This is a genomic window from Chitinophaga sp. 10T418, assembly GCF_056394125.1.
In genome coordinates this window covers 29,232-46,837 of sequence record NZ_JBFTHG010000003.1, presented here as the reverse complement: position 1 = coordinate 46,837, position 17,606 = coordinate 29,232, and the positions used below count along the sequence as shown (strand labels likewise).

Here is a 17,606-nt window from a genome sequence, read left to right as displayed (position 1 = left end):
CTGATATTTAATTGAAACATCTATAGAAGATAAAGATCACCGGTGTGCGATGAAAACGGGCACCTTGTGCTCACTTAGTATTTCAGCCACAAAGCTCTTCCTGAATAACTGAGATACTTCGGAACGTGCCAATGCTCCGCATACCAGCATAGGCTTTTCGATTTCTGCCAGCCAGGTATCGAAATATTTTCGTGGCGTTGCTTCCGGTTTTTGTATAGTGAGATGGGAGAAGTGTTTTGTTACCAGCTCCTCTATAGACAAAAGGTCCGGAATGACTGTTTCTCCGGAAGTGGCATATACGAGGATCGCTTTTTTATCAGAAAGTTCGGGAAACAGGTAACAAAAGTTCTTGATTGCAAAAGCAGCATTTTCGCTGCCGTCGTATGCAAGAACAATGCTTTCGGGGAAAGCCGCTTCTTCAGGTACCAGCAGCACAGGACATTCCGCATCATGTACAGCCATACCGATAAATTCGTTAGGCGATCTCATGGCAACATCTTCATAAAACTTTTCACTATCCAGCATCAACAGATCTGTGAAACGGGTTTCTTTTCTCAGTTCGGACATCGCCGCTTCATTAGGATGTTTGTGCACCCGGTATTCAATATTTCTGCGGATGCATTCGCTTTCAAATGTTTTTATATGCTGCTCTATTTGCCCGGCACTATAGCCTTCCATGGTTGGTATGAAAAAAGGGCCGCCGCCTGCTGCATAACTCCAGGAAGCAGATAAATCTACCCGTGGCAAAAAGGTGCCGGTCAAAAGAATAGGTTGTAGTTCATTGAGCCGGCATGCAAATTCAAAAGCTCCTTTGGCAAAATGGACGCCATCAAAAGCCAGTAATATCTTTTTCATACATCAGTTTTAAGATAAAGCTACCCGGTTATGCTTTCAGGAAAAATGATTTCCGGCAACCATTATATTGATTTTAGTCAGCCCCAAAAAACATGATGAAGATCAGAAAACATCCTAATAATTGTCATTTAAAACAGGAGCCAGGGAAGGTACATTCGCTTTTATTTTTTTAACCTTAAAAAACTATTTATTATGAAAACAGATTTGCAATTAAGGGAAGACATATTAGATGAATTAATGTGGGAACCCATGTTACGTCCATCAGAAATTGGAGTAACGGTAAAAGATGGTATTGTTACTCTTTCCGGCTATGTAAGCGATTATAGCAAGAAGCTGGCTGCTGAAAAGGTGGTTAAGAGAGTAAAAGGTGTAAAAGCAGTAGCGGAAGATATCGAGGTGCGTTTGCCTTATGGTGCACAGAAAAATGATGAAGAAATTGCGGAGGAAATTGTAAATGCCCTGAAATGGAATATCGATGTTCCGAATGACACGGTATCTGTAAAGGTGGAGAACGGATGGGTGACACTGGAGGGCGAACTGGAATGGCAGTATCAGCGCGATGCTGCAAAGAATGCTGTCAAAAACCTGTTAGGTGTAAACGGTGTGATTAACCTGATAAAGCTCAAACCAGCAGTGAACTCGCATATCATCAAAAGCAATATCAGAAAAGCATTGGAGCGTAACGCTGATCTGGAAGCAGATAAAATTACGGTTGATGCTTTAGATAGTACGGTTACGATAAAAGGTAAGGTTCATTCCTGGACTGAAAAAGAAGAGGCAGAAAGAGCAATTTGGGCTACACCAGGGGTTGTGGAGGTAATTAATCAGCTGGAGATAAATTCATAAACCGATATGCCGGAAGATGACCGGGCAATATCACCGTTTTCCCGGTATTGCCAGGTCATTTTTTGCGCAGGTAACCTGAATGCCGGTGTATGACCGCTATCATACAGCGAACTGGCTGATCTCATTTTGAGGGAATCCGCGGTAGACTAATATTTAGGTAAAATAAGCCTTTTATCATGGATGTCTATATTAGTGAAGATGCTGTGGTCGTGGATATACAGGAAAAATTCAGGGAGTTTTATCCTAACCTCAAACTGGCGTTTTACCGTAATCCGCGCCATAAAGGAGCATGTGCTCCAAAGGAGGAATTGGTGCCACGGGAAATGCCTGTCGACAAAAGCTGGATGATGCAAATTTCGGCCGGGTGGATGTCAGCCGACTTACCTGATTTTGGAGCTTTTTCCGTAGCATAGGGGATCAATAGCATGTCTTTTAACCCTATGCTTTATTGGAGGTATTGCCAATATTTGTAAAGCGGATGATGAATATGATGTCAATCACAAATGCGTTACCGTATTGATCTGACATCATTTACCGGCAGGTAGATCAGGTTCTTTCGAATCTGCCGGTTTTTTCACTGATCCTTATCCTGTAAACAATAGGCCGGATAATATGTTCCGGTATTTTTTTCGTCGTCATTTCCTCATGCATCTCAGATACTCCCACCGTTTCACTTACCCGCAGATGAGCCAGCCGGCTTATGAGGAATTTCATGGCATAAAATCTTTCTTTCGGATCTGTTATTTCTTCATAATCTCCCCATAAAACAACGCTCCGCCAGTTTGCCTGATCAATGATTTCGTCTACCTGGAAGCAAATATGCGGATGTTTTCGCATCATATTTATTTTCATTCCTTCTTTTGAATGTATCAGGAGATAAGCGTTATTGAATGCATAACTGACGGGCACTATATATACTTTTTGTCCATCGGTACACCCGATGCGGCCTGTTACATTATTGGCCAGTACTTGATCAATCTGATCCAGGTTTAATTTGCCTAACATACAATCGGTTTTTATAACAATTAAATCCAGGTCATCAACGGAAAGTCCTGCCGGTTGGGCAGCAGCGGATGCCTGGGAACAACTCTGAAACTATAAACAAGAGCGCCGGTAAAGTGTAGCAATACCTGGCATGAATAAGTGATATAGTCATGGCTCACCGTTTCAACTGTTAATTCCTGCACTGTTGTGTAGCTGTCAGGCTGCTGTTTATGATAGAAAACCACTTCTACACTTATTTCATTAACATGTAATGTGCCAATAGAAAGGATTATTCTGGCCTGGAAGGTTTCTCCCGGAGACTGCAGGCTGTTACTGCGCTGAGGTTCTTCTATTGTTACCACATGTATTTCATGCCACGCGTTGCGAATCCTGTTTTTCCAGGCTACCAGCTCTCTTGTGTTTTTGTATCCCGAGGCCAGCAGTAATTTGCTCCTCTCATATAATTCTCTGTAGCAGCGGTTGTATCCGGCAATTGCACGGGTCATGTCAAATTCACGTGTAATATTGTCAAATCCGTTTTTAATCATACTAATCCACTTTTCGGGCAATCCTTCCGTATTACGGTCAAAGAAAAGCGGTATAATTTCCTTCTCCAGCAAATCGTATAGGAAGGCAGCATCGCATCGTTCTCTGTAGGTATCCTGTTCAGGATGGTTACTGGTTTCCAATGTCCATCCTGCATTTTCGCGGTTGGCTTCCGCCCACCAACCTTCCTCAGGACTGCAGTGGAGAACACCGTTGCAAATGGCTTTCATACCGCTGGTGCCGGAAGCTTCCATATTATGTTCGGGTGTATTTAACCACAAATCCACTCCCTGTGTCAACAATGCCGCCAGTTCCATGTCATAGTCCTCCAGGAATAAAACACGCACGTTAAATGCCGGCATCGCTGTTGCGGTGATCACTTTTTTCAATAGCGCAATACCATCGGCATCATCCGGGTGGGCTTTGCCTGCAAGAATAATTAACACCGGGCACTTGTTATTGTTGACGATAGCTGTCAACCGTTGTATATCAGCAAAAAGCAATGAGGCCCTTTTGTAGGTAGCAAACCGTCTCGAAAAACCAATCACCAACGTCTCCATAGATAGATCTTCCGGGGGAAAGTTATTTTTTTGACTGGCCAGGTAAAGCGCAGGTGTAACTGTTTGTCGTCTATTCACAATACCTTGCCACATATCCCCTTTCAGTTTTTTACGTATGTTCCATATAATATTATCCGGGATCTGTTTGGCTTTACCGGCAATGATGTCGTCATAGTATGGCCTCCAGGCGGAAGCCATCCAGGTAGGCAGATGTATGCCGTTGGTGATATAGGTGATATGTAGTTCATCCGGTTTGAAATCTTTCCACAGGGGCTGCATTATAGCGCAGGATATTCCGCGGTGTTGTTTGCTTACTGCATTTATTCCCTGTGAGAGGGTGGCTGCCAGGTTCAGCATAGAAAATTTACCAGGATTATGCTCATCGCCTGTATTGCCAAGTTGCATAAAGGCACTCCAGGAGATGTTGAAATCTTTTACCAGGTACGCGAAATAGGTCCTGAGCAGGACTTCATCAAAAATATCCATTGCGGCAGGTACGGCAGTATGTGTAGTAAACTGGGTGGAATTTTTAACAATCTCCAGTGCTTCTTCAAAGCTAAGATGTGATTGCTGCATCATGATATGAATCCGTTCCAGGGCGGTAAATGCGGCGTGGCCTTCGTTGATGTGGTACAGATCGGGTTGGATACCCAATACTTCCATCATTTTCACGCCGCCTATTCCCAAAAGGATTTCCTGTTTCAATCTCATTTCCGGCTGACTGCTGTATAGCCGGGCCGATATCAGCCGGTCTTCTTCATTGTTTTTTGCTATATCTGTATCCAGGAGATAGAGGGAGACTCGTCCTACAGCTACTTTCCAGATAGCGGCATATACGATGCGTCCGGGGAAAACAAGCTCAATGCCTGCCTGTTCGCCCTGGTTATTTTGTACGGGGTAAACCGGCAGGTTTTCTGTTTCCATTACATCCGGAATAGCCAGTTGTACACCATCAGGGGATATTTTTTGTTTAAAGTATCCCCCTTTATACAGCAGGCCGGTTGCTACCAGGTTTACCCGGTTATCACTTGCAGCTTTGATATAATCGCCGGCCAATACCCCGAGTCCACCAGCATAAAGTTTCAGGTCTTTGTGCAACCCATATTCCATGCAGAAATATGCCACCAATGGCGCTGGTTGATCGGTAGGTTGCGTATACTTTTCATAAGCTGCCGATATTGTTTGCAGCTTCTGCCGGAAGACTTTGTCTTTTTCTAGTTGGAGGAGGCTGGCAGGGCTGATTTTTTTTAGTAACAGACACGGATTTTGTTTATAGCGCCATTCGTTTTTATCGGCATATGCGTATAACGCACCTGCCTCCGGATTCCAGGACCACCAGAGGTTTCTGCTGATCTGTTGTAATGGCTGGAGAGCGGCAGGGAACATCGGTTGCAGGGTTATTTCCCTCCAGACCGGCTTTGATGCCGGTATCGTTTCAATAATTGTTTCCGCAGGAGATACCTGTGGTTTGTTGTAAAAAAGTTGTTCCCGTTGGATACTTTTCTGCAATGCCAGATCATACGCCTGATAATAATAGGTAAGGAGATGATCCCACAGGAACTGTTCTGCAATATGAGCGGCGCTCTCCCTGGCGGCTGCAATGAGCGCCGGAGTTTCAGCGGCATAATTACAGATAATGTCAGCGATGTTGGCTGCTGCTGCATTTTCATTATTATCATTTCTCTCTACTATAAATATTCCTTTGCCATTAAAACCAGGCAACCTGCCAACAGCTTCACTGAAGCCTGAAAGGCTGGTAGAAACAGCCGGAATGTGAAATGCTGCGCTTTCCAGCGGAGTATATCCCCAGGGTTCATAATAGGAAGGGAATATAGCGAGGTCAAACCCTATAAGCGTATCGTAATAGTTGAGATTGAATATTCCATCCGCTCCATCGAGATATACCGGTGCATAAATGATCCTGGCGTGATTGGCAGGCGCGTTATTCAGTTGCTGTTGCCGGATATGATTTAAGATAGGATCAGTGTCTGCCCCTTGTAAATTATGTGTCAGGACTTCCCCGGTCGGGGTGGGCAGTGGCGCCTGCAACAGTAGATTATCCAGTAGTATTTTACGCGGACCGGTGTGATTGGCAGGCACGAAAATAAATGCCAGGATATTCCGTTTTATTCCGTTTGTTTTATTCAGTAATGAAATGGCGTCAATAAAGGTATTAATGCCTTTATTTCTGTATTCATATCTGCCACTTTTGATCACGAGCAGGCTGTCGTCCGGTTGCTGCTGACCCAAAAGTGCGGAAGCGACTTTGAGGAGTATATTTCTTGCCCTGTTCCGTTTAGTATCATATAATGGAGCGATGGGCACCATGTTTGTGTCAAAACCATTTGGTGTGATAACATCGGGATATTTGCCAAGGAATTTTTCACATTCTTTTGCAGTAAAGCGGCTTACGCTTGTAAAACAATCAGCTGTTGTCGCCGCAATTTTTTCAAGGGAATGTTTCGAGATGACATTAAAATCCCTGGCAGATTGATCGGCATTAAGGTTATCGAAGCAACTGTAAAATGGCGAACCACTGCCTGCTATTGCCCGGCCGCATACAGTTGCATGGGTGGTAAATACGGTGGCTACCTGGGGTATATTTTCTTCTACATACAAAATGCCTGTGCCAGTCATCCATTCGTGGAACTGCGCAATAATATGATCTGTAGCGTTGAGATGACAATGGTAAAATCCTTCAATGACTTTACCGGCCGCATATCCAAACATAGCGGGTTCAATATAATCCCATTGACCGGACAAAGAATCTAAACGGAACTTTGTCCAGAAATGGGTGAAAATTTCATTCTTCTGCTGGAAAAAAGGTGTAAAGTCTATCAGTATAACCAATGGGTTCCCGGGAATATTCCACCTGCCTGCTCTTACCCTCAGGCCGGCTTGCTGCATGTGCATTTTCCAGGTAGGAAACAGGTTTTTATCTTCTGTAAATTCGGGATTGCCGGCGATGCCGGATGGGAGGTCAGGGCCAATCATGATCAGCCGGTTACCCCATTGTTCCTGCAGCAAACGGGCTTTAGTTATCAATACTGTATGTATACCGCCTACTTTATTGCATACTTCCCAGCTTACCTCAAAGATGTAATCCGGCTTCCAGCGTATATCGTCCATTGGTCGTCATTTTTTTCTTTTCAAGGGAGTTGTCTGTACGCAGGGAAAAATCTGTCAGTACATTCATATAATTGATAAAGGCATCAAAAGGGGTGTCGTAAGGACTCAAAGGATTGCCGTTGTCCTGGATGCCCATATAATAAAAGTGGTCGGCGCTTTGCAGGTATAACCAGTCCTCTGTCAGCTGTGCGTCACCGGCAGCATGCACTTTTTTTTCGAGTGCATACAAGGTATCGAACGCATCCTGTTGCATATCATTGTTGAGCCAGGGTTGTAAATCATGAAGTGCGTCAGGCAAGGTGGTTGTTTGTGGCCTCATGATGGAAGCTACTGTCGGCAGCAGTTTTATGACTTCCTGCGGTGCCATCAGGTGATTGTTTTGTTCCAGTACTTCCGGCGGTAAGTGTTTGGCAAAATCAGCTATCACGTCTGCATGCTCATGAAATTTGCCGAATATGCGATAGTCTTTGAACAGGTTGATGATTTTGTTTTCAGTAAAATCGCTGTTGGTAAGTGTTGCAATGAAACCCATGTTTGCGGCCATGTCAGCGATTTTTTTATTGTAGGTCTGCGCTGTATTGCGAAATACCTGGGGTGTTTTTCCGAATAATGCGGCTATGCTGGCGGTATGTTGTTTTACCTGGAAATTAAATTCTTCACTACTCTTCAAAGCAGCAAGTGAATGGCTGTAAGTATCAGACGTAAATTCCACACAGCCTGTATCTGCAAGCGCAAGGAAACTTTCAATCACTTCCGGCATGTACATTTGAAATTGATCCAGTAGGGTACCTGAAATGGAAAAATTTACACGAAGCCGCCTGTTCCCCGCTTTTATCAGTTTCAGTAATGCCCTGTTGGCCGGTAAATAGGCTTGGAGCGATACCTGCCGGAGTATTTCACTATTTAAAGTTTCATTATAATAAGGCATGCCACTGCCTATATCCATAAATGAGAATTTGTTTAACCGGAAAGGTTGATGCAGCTGGAAATAAAGACAGATATTTTTCATAGAAAAAATGATTAATAATTGGAGATAAGGTGCTCATATAGTTTTTTAATATGGGATGCTTGTTTTTCCCAGCTAAGCGCGTTTAGTTCCTGTGTACTTTCGCGTTTCAATAGCCGGTGAATACCTTTATACCTGGCCAGTGCATGTATACAATTAGCCATATCCGAGGTGTCGAAGCTGTCTATTTTCAAAGCATATTGCAATACTTCCTGTACTCCTGACTGCCTGGAGATAATAACAGGGACGCCGGCTCTGATGGCTTCCAGCGGAATGATACCAAACGGTTCGGAAACAGAAGGCATTACGAATACATCACTGGTGGCGAGTAGCCTGTCGAGTTCGGCCCCTTTCAGGAATCCGGGAAAATGAAAATATTGTGAAATACGTAGTTGGGCTGCATAAGAGATCATCGCTTTTAGCAGGTCTCCGCTTCCTGCCATAACAAAACGGAATGACTTATCTATTTTCAATATTTTATGTGCAGCCTCGATGAAATAGGCAGGGCCTTTCTGGTAGGTTATCCTGCCGGCAAAAGTGACCACCTTTTCTTTGAAGGACTTGGGCGGCGGGTCACTTTCTTTTTCCGCGACCGGTAACACCGCGTTATGAATCGTCACTACTTTTTCAGGTGGAATGGAGTATTGGTCAATGATTACCCTTCTTGTTAATTCACTGACTGCAATGACTTTGTCTGCTTGCATCATCCCATTCCGTTCAGTTTCATATACCTGTGTATTAATATGGCTTCCTGAACGGTCGAATTCCGTAGCATGAACATGTACAATCAGTGGCTTTCCACTCGCTGCCCTGGCCATAATGCCGGCAGGAAAAGCAAGCCAGTCGTGCACATGAATAACATCAAAATCATGTTGCGAGGCAATAGTTGCTGCTGTTAATGCGTATTGCCATACTTCTTTCATCAGGTTTTTTCCATACCCTCCCGTGAATGGATACCGCATTGCCTGGCTGTTGCTGATTTGATTACTGCTAACAGTGGTTGTTGTAGTTGAAGTGGCAAATGTTTCGGGGCTGTGATAAGGGACTACCGGGCTATTTACTTCAAAATAGGAGAATGTTTCCTGTAATTTTTCTGCATGTACATATGGCTGGGGTATGTATACGTCACCTGCGCCAACTACTTTAATGTCCCCGGCATCTTCATTGCCATGTTTTTTGGGCACCACAAATAGTACCTCTACGTTATTTGCCACGAGTCCGGTTGCTATACCCAGACATGCTGTACCTAATCCTCCTGAAATATGTGGTGGAAATTCCCAGCCAAACATGAGCACCCGCATATAAATTATATTTATGATTTATAATTATCCAACAGATTTCTGAATCGTAAAAGTTCCGCCACACTCCAGGCCTGGGAAACGGCGCCACCGGCCCGGTGGGGGTAGTCGCCATCAAATACTTCTGCCATTGTATAAAGGCAGCTTTCTTCCAGGGCCGGAGCCAGCCCTTTATATATTTCTTCCAGTAAGGGAAGCCCATCCTCTTTGTACACCCTGAGGTAGCCTTCTGCGAAATGCGCCAGCATCCAGGGCCATACAGTACCCTGGTGATAGGCCATGTCGCGGGCCGGCTGGTTGCCACAATACTGTCCATGATAATTTGCATCATGAGGGGATAAGGTCCGTAGTCCCCGCGGAGTTAGCAGCTCCTCTTTTATTTTGTCTATCACAGCCTTTTGTTGTTCCTCCGTTAGCGGAGAGAAAGGAAGTGAGACCGCAAATAATTGATTGGGACGTACGGACCAATCCATATATGAAACATTCACACAGTCTGCGAGATATTGTTTTTCTGCATCCCAAAAACAGCGGACAAAGGAGTCTCTTATTTTTTGGGGGTAGGAGGACCATTTTGTTACAAAGTCCTTATCACCTGCTTTAGCGGCTGTTGCCAGGCAGAAACAAACAGCATTGTACCAGAGGGCATTTATTTCAACCGCCTTCCCCTGGCGCGGCGTAACCGGTTTGTTATTGATGATGGCATCCATCCAGGTGAGTGCATAATCTTCTGCTCCGGCATATATTAATCCATCTTCCTCCATGCCGATACCCAGTAAGGTACCTTGCCGGTAGTGGTCTAATATGGAGGAAAGGTAAGGGCCGTACATCTCCCAGAGTTTTTCTTCTGGTATATAATAATGAACAAATTGTTGCATGGCCCAAATCAGCCAGAGAGAGGCATCGGCGGTATTGTAAGCTGCTTTGTTGCCGGTACCGGTATTAGGTATGATACCATTGCGCATATCTTCCAGCAAAGCGTCGGTTATTTTCCTGAAGTAATATACCTCTCCGGTCAGCAATGTTAATCCGGGTAGCGATATGCACGTATCCCTGCCCCAGGCACCAAACCAGTAATAGCCGGCTTTGATAATAGTTCGTTCGTTGTTGTTAATAAGAAATTGCCGGGCACTGTTCTTCAGGTAATCGCAGAGCGTAACGGGTTTTTTTTGTGCCTGGAACCAGTTGTTGATCCGTAGAGGTAATCTCTCCATGTTGGCAGCTCTCATGCCGGCCGCAAAAAATACGGATTGTCCCGGTTCTATTGTCAATTCAAAATATCCCGGGGTATACAGGTCTTCCTGGTACTCATATCCTCTTTTTTGTTCTTCAGGATAAACGAAGTTATAATACCAGTCGGCAGTGGGAATAAACTCTCCATTGACAGAGGTTTGCAGGAAAAGAGGAGTATAAGCAGGATAGAGTTGAATTGATATCCCGTTTTTAATTGGTTTTACAGTTTCATTTACCTGGTTGTTCCGGTGAGTGAGGGTATGCATGTTCCTGAATGCAAGGAAAGGCATCAACCGCAACGTGACGCCTGCATCGGCTTCCCGCAGTGTATATTTAATATATAGGGTATTGTCCATTGTCAGAAATAGCCATTCTTTCACCAGTACCATATTGCCTAATCTATAGGTCCAGGTTGGAATAAGGTTGTTGTCGAATGTATAAATATGACGGAAGCCCTCGGGGTAATATGTATTCGGGTAAGCGTGCGTGCTTAGCATCCATGTTTGGTCATCTTTCAGTACCGTTTCATCCAGTGAAGACAGTAATACATGGTTATCTTCATCCAGATGTGGCTGCGGAGCTACCAGCATTCCATGGTATTTCCTGGTGTTACAGTTGCACAAAGTGCCTGCTGCGTAGGTGCCATTATCACTAACCAGCAGAAATTCCCGGCAGTCGGGCTGTTCTGCCTGATCCAGCACCAGTTTCCTGAATAGCGGTTGTTTTTTGTTAATGGTTAGCATGGGGTGAAATAATTAATGTATGTCCAAAAGTACCAATGCGGTTGATGTTTATTTATGATCATGATTAGGCAGAGATATGATTGTTATCAATCTTTTCGGTTTTTTAGACCAGCATCATCTGCAAGGTTGACGAAAGTCAGTGATATGCGGGTGACCGACAACAAGAGGGCTACAGTCCAGGGCAACATCTTTTCCATAGGGGATTACATAATGTATGGACGGAAATTGACGTATGTGTTGCATAAATTTTATTTTTTCGGGTTCAATAATGGGTAATAAAAACAGGATATGCCGGCGTTTTGATCAGCAGATCAGCATGACTCAGCCTGAATAATCTTGAAATCATGTTTCTGCCGTAAGCGCCCATAACTATCAGTGCATGTTGTTTTTTAGGAAGTAGTCAGACTGGGCTTTTTCCGAATCACCTTTTATGGCTGTGATATCTGTATATTCAAAATGCTTGCTGAGCCAGTTTGCAATTCTTTTTCTTTCAGCAGCAGGCAACTCTTTTTCTTCTTTGATCTGTACCACGGTGGCTCTTGTTTCGCTAAGCTCCGGTAAGAGATAGGTTAATTGTTTCATAGCAAATACAGAAGATGGGCTGCCATCCTGACAAAATACAATTTCCTGTATCGGGGAGAAGGAAGACGGCGCAATGACAACCCTTCTAACCATGACTGTGGTCAGCCGGAAAGATGATTATGGACACAGCCGCAGAGGTATGATCAAAATCAGGATTACTATTGAGATTGATCATTTTTTTATGCATCGGTACATAATAGTTTAGCGTAAAATTATTTAACCAAAAAACAAGGAGGTATTTTATGTCATCCCAAGCACTAACCAAACGCAGTACACTCTTTCCAGCCTTATTTGATGATTTCTTTAAACCTTGGCGGGAATGGACAAGTGATTCCAATGGTGGCCGGTTCTTAGCAGAGCTAACCGTTCCGGCAGTGAATGTGAGTGAAGATAAAGACAGTTACAAATTATCAGTAGCTGCTCCCGGCATGAAAAAGGAAGACTTCAAAATCAACCTGGAGGGCAATGTGCTTACCGTCAGCGCAGAAGCAGAAAATGAAAAGGAAGAAAAAAATGAAAAGTACAGCAGGCAGGAATATAATTACAGCAGTTTTTCCCGCAGTTTTAATCTTCCTGAAAGTATCAGCAAAGAAAAAATTGAAGCGCACTATGATGAAGGCGTTTTAAAATTGAAACTCCCCAAAAATGAAGATGCAAAGAAGAATGGCAAGAGCATTCAGATTGCTGTTAAATAGATGTTGATCTGCAAACCCGGCCAGTTTTTTCTGACCGGGTTTTATAAAAAACTGTATAACAATACTCACAACCCTGCCGTACCGGTTGTGATATACCTTGTTTTATTACCCATTACTAATTGTTTTAAATTATAATTATTATGAAAAAGATCATTGCTGCCATAGATGTACTTCACTTTTCCGGCGAACAGGTGGAAGCCTTTAAATATATTGCTGAGGAAGCGGGTGGCCCGTTAACTGTGGTATGCCTGGATAATATTGTAGGTGAGCTGACGCCCATCGCCAACATGTACCCGGAAGGGTATGCTTATAACTACGAACAGATTACCGGTAAAAGCAGGGCTGCACTGGAATTACAGCGGGATAACAATCTGAAACAACTGCATGAGATGTGTGATAGCAGCAATGCGCAGATCAAGGTGCACGAAACTGCGGGAATACCTGCAGAGAAAGTAGCGGAAGAAAGCAGGTTTGCCGATCTTTTGCTGATTAATAACAGTACATCATTTGCGGCAGTATTTGATACAAACCCGCCCAGGTTTGTAAAGGATTTGCTCGCGGAAGCGGAGTGCCCGGTGATGGTTTTGCCGGAAGTTATATCGCCCATCAGGGAAATTATCTTCTCCTACAATGGCACATTTTCTTCCATGTTTGCCATCAAACAGTTTACCCAGCTTTTCCCGGGATATGCTGATATGCCGGTAAAAGTGGTGTATGTAGCGGAAAAAAAGAAACAGGCAATGCCCTGGGAACGCGAACTCCACGAATATCTTGATATGCATTATGATACCGTAGAATATACTGTGCTGAATGGTGAACCGGCAACAGAATTCCTTGCTCTGCTGATACACCGGAAGGATTGTATCGTTACCTATGGAGCATATGGAAGGAGTGGTGTTTCCCGGTTTTTCCACCGCAGTGATGCTGACAATATTTTGCGGACAGTCAATATACCTGTATTTATTACCCATCCCTGAATTATTTAATGATTAAAAAATCAGTATGGAAAAGATATTTGAGAACAAGGTAGCTATCGTAACCGGTGGCAGCTTTGGAATTGGCCAGGCAACGGCCCTGGCCTTCGCCAGGAGAGGTGCAAAGGTGGTTGTTGCCGACTGGATAGAAGACAAGGAACAGGCGACGCTAAAACAGATTGAAGCAATGGGAGGAGAAGCCCTGTTTGTGAAATGTGATGTTTCGAAGCCTGGGGATGTAACGGCAATGATCGATGCAACCTTTTCTGCCTATGGCAGGCTCGACTTTGCTTTCAATAACGCAGGCATTGAAGGAGTGTCTGCGCCAACGCAGGAGTGCACACAGGACAATTGGGAGAGAACAATTGCGGTAAACCTTACCGGTATCTGGCTATGCATGAAACATGAGCTGCCCCATATGCTTAAACAGGGGAAAGGTGCCATTGTTAATTGCGCGTCTGTAGCAGGACTGATCGGATTTGTAGGTCTTCCTGCATATGTGGCCAGCAAGCATGGCGTGATTGGTCTTACAAAGACAGCCGCACTGGAGAGCGCGAAGCTGGGAGTACGGGTGAATGCTGTATGCCCGGGAGTAATAAGAACAGCTATGGTGGACAGGATCACTGGCAACGACAAGGTAGTGGAGCAGCAGTTTGTGAACATGGAACCGATAGGCAGGTTTGGCGAACCAGCTGAAGTTGCGGAAGCAGTTGTTTGGTTGTGTTCCGATGCTGCGTCATTTGTGACCGGACATGCAATGCCGGTTGACGGGGGATGGATTGCTTCTTGAAACCAAAAAAATTCTAATAGCAGGAAAGTGCGATATGGAAAAATTTATATAACCACGGTCTCCTAAACGGGGTACTCGAAAAGGAAGTAAGGAGCTGGAAGTCATCTGGGAATAACAAAACTGGCTATCTAATGATTTGTAAGGTTTGTGTACCCTTTGGAATGTATAGCAACATGTCTATAAAAGTTTTTCTATTCATCCCATTTTTATCGATATCATCATAGCCCAATAAAGACTCTCCACGACTATAACCTTCTTTCGGTTCTAATCTAACTAATCTGTTATTAGCGTAAAGTTTCATCGTGTAATTTTCTATAGGATAAAAATTTTGTGAAGATTTATCTGAATTCGCACGTGTTGTAGATACGGATTTCCCCTTTCTACCCTTGCCTGACTGAAGTTTTGTTATGATATCTTTAGCAAAATACTCTGCCTGATACCATTCTGCGTCCGCGTTTAAAAAAATAGTATTCAAATAATCATAATCTTTTTCTTTAAAGGCTGCAATAGTTTTTTCATAAAAGCTGACTACTTTTAATTCTAAATCTTTTTGATTCAATGTAGACAAATCTTCCCCTTCCTCCCATCCTTTGATGGAATAGGGAAGGGAAGCATCGAAACTGAGTTCGGTTTTAAATTCTGTTAACTTTGAGTAGTCAATATTTTTATCATTATTTTTAAACTCAAGTACATCTTGCGGTGTTTCTGTTGAACCATCCTTATTCCATTCGGCTTTTTCTACTTTCAGAATAAAATTCTCACCATTGTCAAGGTAGCGTTTTTGAGTTCTATTATGGTCAAATCCAGGATAAAGCTCAACTTCAATATTTTGTTTCCCTTTTTTAAGAATTGATGAATTAATATTGATTCTTGCTATTCCCGGAATCACATCAAAGTTTGAATAAACTGGAACTCCGTTTACCATTACCCTGAAGCTAAATGCAGATTGGATATCTAATTCGTAAATAGGTTCAGTGGCAAATTTCTGAACTTTATTAGAAAGATATTCTATTCTTTGTTCAGTTGTCATTGCTTTCCTTTTTGATTCTTGTGCACAGCTATTAAGGCTTGCTATCAATAACACTGTAAATATAAATTTTGTCATTATCTTTTATATTATGGGCAGTTCCCAACTTATTTTCGATTCATATGGATCCACTCGCCCTATTATTTTTCCACTTGCAATATAGTGGATTCTGCCTTTTCCTTCGGATACGTTGATGTCAATTGTTCCGCCATCGTTGGAAATTGGTAGCTGAGTGAGAAGAACGGAAAAATCACTACTTGTTTTAAGATCATAGGTCTGATCTGCCGAAGAGAGATATTATGATATGAGCCAAAAGCTAATACTAACTGTGTGAAATTTTTAATAACATTGTGGCTAATTCGGATCAATCAATTTATTAATTGTCAGGCATTAAACATAACAGTGACCGTCAACTGCTGCTGCAGATCTCTGAAGGGGATGAGCAGGCGTTTGCTATGCTTGTGAAAGCGTATTCCGGCCTTCTTTTTACATACCTGGTCAAAATTACCAAAGATCAGGATATAGCTTCCGACGTGGTACAGGAGATTTTCACTCAACTATGGCTAACGAGGGAGTCTCTGAGAGAAGTGGAAAGCTTTCGTTCCTGGTTATTCGTAATCTCGAGGCATCATGCAGTCAGGATGCTGAAGAACATCGACAGAGAGTACAAAAAACGGGAGGAGTGGCATCAAATTACACAAACTGCGGCCGATGGCCTGGAGGCAGAGGACGAGGCCTCTTTAAAGGAAGCGTATGATATATTGGTGAAAAATGCGATTGATCGGCTCCCGCCGCAGCAAAAGAAGGTTTGGATGCTTGCCCGGTTAGAAGGGAAAAAATATGCCGAAATAGCAGCCGAAATGCAGATTAGCCGGGAAACCGTAAAAAAATACCTGCAGATTTCCTCTTCATCTATCGTTGACTACATCAGGAATAATGGCCTGCCAATCATAATTTCCTTCCTGATTATAAAGTTGTAAATTTTTTTTTCATTGGAATACCCCCTTTTTTACAAAAGCCTTCTCCTAAGATAAAGATGGATCATATCCGTTGAAATAAATTGATTGTGAATAGTAGATTACAGTACCTATTGGAACGATGGTCAGATGACCGGTTTACCGAAGCAGAAAGACGGGAGCTTATTGATATGTTACAATCGGCTTCTACTGAACAGGAAATTATTCCTGTACTGGAGGACATGTGGGAAAAAATAGAGGATAAAGGCCTCTTTAGTGAAGCTCAGCAGCAAACGATGATCAAAAATATCCTGGATCGCTATCCCGGCAGAGAGTTCCCTGTTGATAAGGCAACAGGGAAGGGTATGCATGTTGGTCACAGGAATTCGTTCATACGGAAATGGAGTTGGGCTGTAGCATCTTCTGTGGCATTGATAATTGGTGTTGGTATTTATTATTTATATCACAAAAAACAAGCGGAAACGCCAACTGGTGTTGTGCAGTCGATAACAAATGCGCAACAGGGGGAAAGCAGCGTTTTACTTACCTTATCAGACGGATCACAGGTACTTTTGGATACTGTTAAAAATGGCCGGATAACATTACAGGGAGGAACAGTTGCCAAAGTAACCAATGAGGTATTGGAGTACGAAAGAACAGGTTCAGAAGTTCAGTATAATACCATATCTACCCCGAAAGGAAAGCAGTTCCAGCTTAGGTTATCAGATGGAACCAGTGTGTGGTTGAACGCGGAAAGTTCCATTAAATACCCGGTAGTATTTACGGGTAAGGAAAGACTTATTAGTGTTACAGGAGAAGTGTACACGGAAGTAGCTCAAAACCCTTCCATTCCTTTCAGGGTAGAGGTTAGAGGTGGGCCTTCTGTTGAAGTACTCGGAACAAGTTTTAACGTGAATGCATATAGCAATGAGCAATCCGTTCGAACCACGCTGCTGGCTGGAGCGATACGGGTTGCAATGAAAGGGGCAGCCTACAAACTGCTTAAGCCCGGGCAACAGGCGCTCACAACCACCGGAAACAGGTCTATCCAGGTTTTTGACGATGTAAATGCAGTTTCAGTTGTTGCCTGGAAAAATGGTGTCTTTGACTTTGATGATGTTCCGCTGGAGGAGGCTATGCGGCAACTTGCAAGGTGGTATGATATTGAAGTAATTTATCAGCAAACAATTCCGAAGGTACAGCTGGGCGGTACTATTAAGAGAAGCCTTCCTTTTACCGATGTGCTGTATTTTTTGAGCAACGTGGGACTTCACTACAAACTGCAAGGCAACAGGACATTAATTATACTTCCCTGATGGCTGTTGACTAGTCATTCAGTAAGTGTTATTGATAACAAAATAATGCACTGAGCAGGCCGCTTGGTA

The 17,606-nt window shown here is 43.3% G+C and carries 16 protein-coding genes; 7 read left to right on the top strand and 9 right to left on the bottom strand.

Annotated elements, in window-relative coordinates:
* Positions 1–36 precede the first annotated feature (36 nt).
* Positions 37–855, bottom strand: a complete 819-nt coding sequence (locus tag AC1DCV_RS08450; protein WP_477022784.1) for a hypothetical protein — start codon at positions 853–855, stop codon at positions 37–39.
* A 192-nt stretch (positions 856–1,047) separates the two neighbouring features.
* Here AC1DCV_RS08450 and AC1DCV_RS08445 point away from each other — a divergent pair, with 192 nt between their 5' ends.
* Entirely contained in the window at positions 1,048–1,701 is a 654-nt protein-coding gene (locus tag AC1DCV_RS08445; protein WP_477022783.1) for a BON domain-containing protein, read from the top strand.
* Here the strand turns inward: AC1DCV_RS08445 and AC1DCV_RS08440 are convergent.
* The gene (locus AC1DCV_RS08440; protein WP_477022782.1) at positions 1,680–1,826 is read right to left on the bottom strand and encodes a hypothetical protein; all 147 of its coding nucleotides are present in this window, start codon (positions 1,824–1,826) and stop codon (positions 1,680–1,682) included. The genes AC1DCV_RS08445 and AC1DCV_RS08440 overlap by 22 nt on opposite strands.
* 51 nt (positions 1,827–1,877) lie before the next feature.
* Between AC1DCV_RS08440 and AC1DCV_RS08435 the strand changes: the two genes are divergently transcribed.
* Positions 1,878–2,114 (top strand): hypothetical protein, encoded by a 237-nt coding sequence (locus AC1DCV_RS08435; RefSeq protein WP_477022781.1) that lies wholly within the window; start codon positions 1,878–1,880, stop codon positions 2,112–2,114.
* A 133-nt stretch (positions 2,115–2,247) separates the two neighbouring features.
* Here AC1DCV_RS08435 and AC1DCV_RS08430 read toward each other — a convergent pair whose 3' ends face one another.
* The 6 genes from AC1DCV_RS08430 to AC1DCV_RS08405 form a co-directional block, all read right to left on the bottom strand.
* Complete coding sequence (locus tag AC1DCV_RS08430; protein WP_477022780.1) at positions 2,248–2,706, bottom strand: pyridoxamine 5'-phosphate oxidase family protein; 459 nt, start codon at positions 2,704–2,706, stop codon at positions 2,248–2,250.
* A gap of 20 nt (positions 2,707–2,726) precedes the next feature.
* Complete coding sequence (gene glgP / locus AC1DCV_RS08425) at positions 2,727–6,920, bottom strand: alpha-glucan family phosphorylase (RefSeq protein WP_477022779.1); 4,194 nt, start codon at positions 6,918–6,920, stop codon at positions 2,727–2,729.
* Positions 6,883–7,929, bottom strand: coding sequence for a polysaccharide deacetylase family protein (locus tag AC1DCV_RS08420; protein ID WP_477022778.1), 1,047 nt, complete (start codon positions 7,927–7,929; stop codon positions 6,883–6,885). The genes glgP and AC1DCV_RS08420 overlap by 38 nt, the downstream gene beginning before the upstream one ends.
* Before the next feature lie 11 nt (positions 7,930–7,940).
* Positions 7,941–9,227, bottom strand: a complete 1,287-nt coding sequence (locus AC1DCV_RS08415; protein WP_477022777.1) for a glycosyltransferase family 4 protein — start codon at positions 9,225–9,227, stop codon at positions 7,941–7,943.
* A gap of 11 nt (positions 9,228–9,238) precedes the next feature.
* A complete protein-coding gene (locus tag AC1DCV_RS08410) occupies positions 9,239–11,197 on the bottom strand; it encodes an amylo-alpha-1,6-glucosidase (protein WP_477022776.1) in 1,959 nt (652 codons plus the stop codon).
* Positions 11,198–11,569: 372 nt separating this feature from the next.
* Positions 11,570–11,872 (bottom strand): hypothetical protein, encoded by a 303-nt coding sequence (locus tag AC1DCV_RS08405; RefSeq protein ID WP_477022775.1) that lies wholly within the window; start codon positions 11,870–11,872, stop codon positions 11,570–11,572.
* Between the two features lie 149 nt (positions 11,873–12,021).
* Here AC1DCV_RS08405 and AC1DCV_RS08400 point away from each other — a divergent pair, with 149 nt between their 5' ends.
* From AC1DCV_RS08400 to AC1DCV_RS08390, 3 genes are all read left to right on the top strand, one after another.
* On the top strand, positions 12,022–12,474 hold the full coding sequence (locus AC1DCV_RS08400; RefSeq protein WP_477022774.1) for an Hsp20/alpha crystallin family protein: 453 nt from the start codon (positions 12,022–12,024) through the stop codon (positions 12,472–12,474).
* A 140-nt stretch (positions 12,475–12,614) separates the two neighbouring features.
* Positions 12,615–13,451, top strand: coding sequence for a hypothetical protein (locus AC1DCV_RS08395; protein ID WP_477022773.1), 837 nt, complete (start codon positions 12,615–12,617; stop codon positions 13,449–13,451).
* A 25-nt stretch (positions 13,452–13,476) separates the two neighbouring features.
* Positions 13,477–14,238, top strand: coding sequence for an SDR family oxidoreductase (locus AC1DCV_RS08390; RefSeq protein ID WP_477022772.1), 762 nt, complete (start codon positions 13,477–13,479; stop codon positions 14,236–14,238).
* Between the two features lie 124 nt (positions 14,239–14,362).
* On the opposite strand, the gene AC1DCV_RS08385 is transcribed toward AC1DCV_RS08390, so the two are convergent.
* Positions 14,363–15,343 carry a hypothetical protein gene (locus tag AC1DCV_RS08385; protein ID WP_477022771.1) on the bottom strand — a complete coding sequence of 327 codons (981 nt, stop codon included), beginning with the start codon at positions 15,341–15,343 and terminating at the stop codon, positions 14,363–14,365.
* Between the two features lie 302 nt (positions 15,344–15,645).
* Between AC1DCV_RS08385 and AC1DCV_RS08380 the strand changes: the two genes are divergently transcribed.
* Entirely contained in the window at positions 15,646–16,245 is a 600-nt protein-coding gene (locus AC1DCV_RS08380) for an RNA polymerase sigma factor (protein ID WP_477022770.1), read from the top strand.
* A gap of 86 nt (positions 16,246–16,331) precedes the next feature.
* Positions 16,332–17,537, top strand: coding sequence for a FecR family protein (locus tag AC1DCV_RS08375; RefSeq protein WP_477022769.1), 1,206 nt, complete (start codon positions 16,332–16,334; stop codon positions 17,535–17,537).
* Positions 17,538–17,606: the final 69 nt, after the last annotated feature.

Bases quoted from the DNA above. Each gene is read 5' to 3' on its own strand.
- AC1DCV_RS08450 (WP_477022784.1), bottom strand. From the start codon at position 855: ATGAAAAAGATATTACTGGCTTTTGATGGCGTCCATTTTGCCAAAGGA.
- AC1DCV_RS08445 (WP_477022783.1), top strand. From the start codon at position 1,048: ATGAAAACAGATTTGCAATTAAGGGAAGACATATTAGATGAATTAATG.
- AC1DCV_RS08440 (WP_477022782.1), bottom strand. From the start codon at position 1,826: ATGAGATCAGCCAGTTCGCTGTATGATAGCGGTCATACACCGGCATTC.
- AC1DCV_RS08435 (WP_477022781.1), top strand. From the start codon at position 1,878: ATGGATGTCTATATTAGTGAAGATGCTGTGGTCGTGGATATACAGGAA.
- AC1DCV_RS08430 (WP_477022780.1), bottom strand. From the start codon at position 2,706: ATGTTAGGCAAATTAAACCTGGATCAGATTGATCAAGTACTGGCCAAT.
- glgP (WP_477022779.1), bottom strand. From the start codon at position 6,920: ATGGACGATATACGCTGGAAGCCGGATTACATCTTTGAGGTAAGCTGG.
- AC1DCV_RS08420 (WP_477022778.1), bottom strand. From the start codon at position 7,929: ATGAAAAATATCTGTCTTTATTTCCAGCTGCATCAACCTTTCCGGTTA.
- AC1DCV_RS08415 (WP_477022777.1), bottom strand. From the start codon at position 9,227: ATGCGGGTGCTCATGTTTGGCTGGGAATTTCCACCACATATTTCAGGA.
- AC1DCV_RS08410 (WP_477022776.1), bottom strand. From the start codon at position 11,197: ATGCTAACCATTAACAAAAAACAACCGCTATTCAGGAAACTGGTGCTG.
- AC1DCV_RS08405 (WP_477022775.1), bottom strand. From the start codon at position 11,872: ATGGTTAGAAGGGTTGTCATTGCGCCGTCTTCCTTCTCCCCGATACAG.
- AC1DCV_RS08400 (WP_477022774.1), top strand. From the start codon at position 12,022: ATGTCATCCCAAGCACTAACCAAACGCAGTACACTCTTTCCAGCCTTA.
- AC1DCV_RS08395 (WP_477022773.1), top strand. From the start codon at position 12,615: ATGAAAAAGATCATTGCTGCCATAGATGTACTTCACTTTTCCGGCGAA.
- AC1DCV_RS08390 (WP_477022772.1), top strand. From the start codon at position 13,477: ATGGAAAAGATATTTGAGAACAAGGTAGCTATCGTAACCGGTGGCAGC.
- AC1DCV_RS08385 (WP_477022771.1), bottom strand. From the start codon at position 15,343: ATGACAAAATTTATATTTACAGTGTTATTGATAGCAAGCCTTAATAGC.